This is a genomic window from Psychrobacter sp. TB20-MNA-CIBAN-0197 (assembly GCF_040309765.1).
GTDB classification, from domain to species: domain Bacteria; phylum Pseudomonadota; class Gammaproteobacteria; order Pseudomonadales; family Moraxellaceae; genus Psychrobacter; species Psychrobacter submarinus.
In genome coordinates this window covers 1-273 of the sequence record NZ_JBEOPC010000563.1, presented here as the reverse complement: position 1 = coordinate 273, position 273 = coordinate 1, and the positions used below count along the sequence as shown (strand labels likewise).

At 45.1% G+C, this 273-nt stretch carries 1 pseudogene; it reads right to left on the bottom strand.

From position 1 onward, the window contains the following. Positions 1 to 273 (bottom strand): annotated as a pseudogene (locus tag AAEY83_RS14970) (dihydroorotase); the annotation flags it as partial.

Sequence of the window (273 nt, the reverse complement as noted above, 5' to 3'; positions counted from 1 at the left end):
ACCTTTGTCTTTTGCCCAGCGCATCAGCTCAACTGATGATTTGCAAGATAACTGGCTAAAGTGAGCCGCGATACCTGTTTCTTCGACCATCAATAGCTGAGTAGATAGAGCTACCGTCTCAGCGATCCAAGGGATGCCTTGTAAGCCATGATATGAAGCAATATAGCCTTCATGTGCTACCCCATCTCCGGACAGACTTGGCTCATCAGGATAAAAGAATACTTTCATACCAAAAGTTGCAGCGTACTCTAACGTACGCAATAAGACCAAATC